Origin of the sequence: Escherichia sp. GZ89 (assembly GCF_019366485.1) — a bacterium.
Lineage (GTDB): Bacteria > Pseudomonadota > Gammaproteobacteria > Enterobacterales > Enterobacteriaceae > Escherichia > Escherichia fergusonii.
On sequence record NZ_JAEOHX010000043.1, the window covers coordinates 1 to 1,274 of the forward strand.

Below are 1,274 nucleotides of genomic sequence, written 5' to 3' on the forward strand. Positions count from 1 at the left end.
GTCACACAGGGCGGACAGACGTTTATTAATGAGGCGCTGATCAAGTTCCTTATTGCTCCCACGATTACCAGTGGTGGCAATCCTCCGGCATTCTCCCTGACACCTGACGGCAAGCTGACTGCTAAAAATGCGGATATCAGTGGCAGTGTGAATGCGAACGCCGGGACGCTCAACAACGTCACGATTAATGAGAGCTGTACTATTAAGGGGATGCTTGATGCTAACCAGGTGCGTGGTGATTTTGTAAAAACGACAGGGCATCGATTTCCGCACCCCGGAGAATACCCACAGGGTTCACTTACCGTTCATATTAAGGACGATCATGCCTTTGACAGGCAGATTATAATTCAACCAATCATGTACGGTGCACCACCATATTTTAGTAAAAATGATGGCGCTAATATCTACGATACCTGCAGATTAATTGTGCGCAAAAATGGCAATGTAATCTATGACAAATCCACTAGTGGTTCGAAAAGGACAACAGTCGTGTACAGCAATATCATTGATATGCCAGTGGGGGACGGAGATGTAATATTAACATTTGAAGTTCAGTCGAGCGGCAGTGGAGATCCCAGAACATGGATCAGTGATTTAATGGTCTCGGTAACGAAAAAAGCCGCATCCGGTATCAGTATCAGTTGAAATTTTTATAACCCCAATACGGGCGCCAGAAATGGCGCCTTTTTTATTGCAGAAAAGCGAGAGGTAATTATGCGTAAAGTTTGTGCAGCCATTTTTTCCGCAGCCATCTGTCTGGCCGTATCCGGTGCGCCTGCATGGGCGTCTGAACATCAGTCCACACTGAGCGCAGGGTATCTTCATGCCCGTACGAACGCACCCGGCAGCGATAATCTGAACGGGATTAACGTGAAATACCGTTATGAATTTACGGACACGCTGGGGCTGATTACGTCTTTCAGTTATGCCGACGCAGAAGATGAACAAAAAACGCATTACAGCGATACCCGCTGGCATGAAGATTCCGTGCGTAACCGCTGGTTCAGCGTGATGGCGGGGCCGTCTGTGCGCGTGAATGAATGGTTCAGCGCGTATGCGATGGCGGGGGTGGCTTACAGCCGTGTTTCGACCTTCTCCGGGGATTATCTGCAGGTGACCGACAGCAAGGGGAAAACGCACGATGTGCTGACCGGAAGTGATGACGGTCGCCACAGCAACACGTCTCTGGCGTGGGGAGCTGGCGTGCAGTTTAACCCGACCGAATCCGTGGCCATTGATATTGCTTATGAAGGCTCCGGCAGTGGTGACTGGCG

The 1,274-nt window shown here is 49.8% G+C and carries 1 protein-coding gene and 1 pseudogene; both read left to right on the forward strand.

Annotation, left to right across the window (positions count from 1 at the left end; genetic code table 11):
- Nucleotides 1–645: pseudogene (locus K0335_RS22055) on the forward strand (DUF3672 domain-containing protein); the annotation flags it as partial.
- 69 nt (nt 646–714) lie between these two features.
- Nucleotides 715–1,274, forward strand: a 560-nt coding sequence (locus K0335_RS22060) for an Ail/Lom family outer membrane beta-barrel protein (RefSeq protein ID WP_219394154.1), incomplete at its 3' end; no start/stop codon positions are given.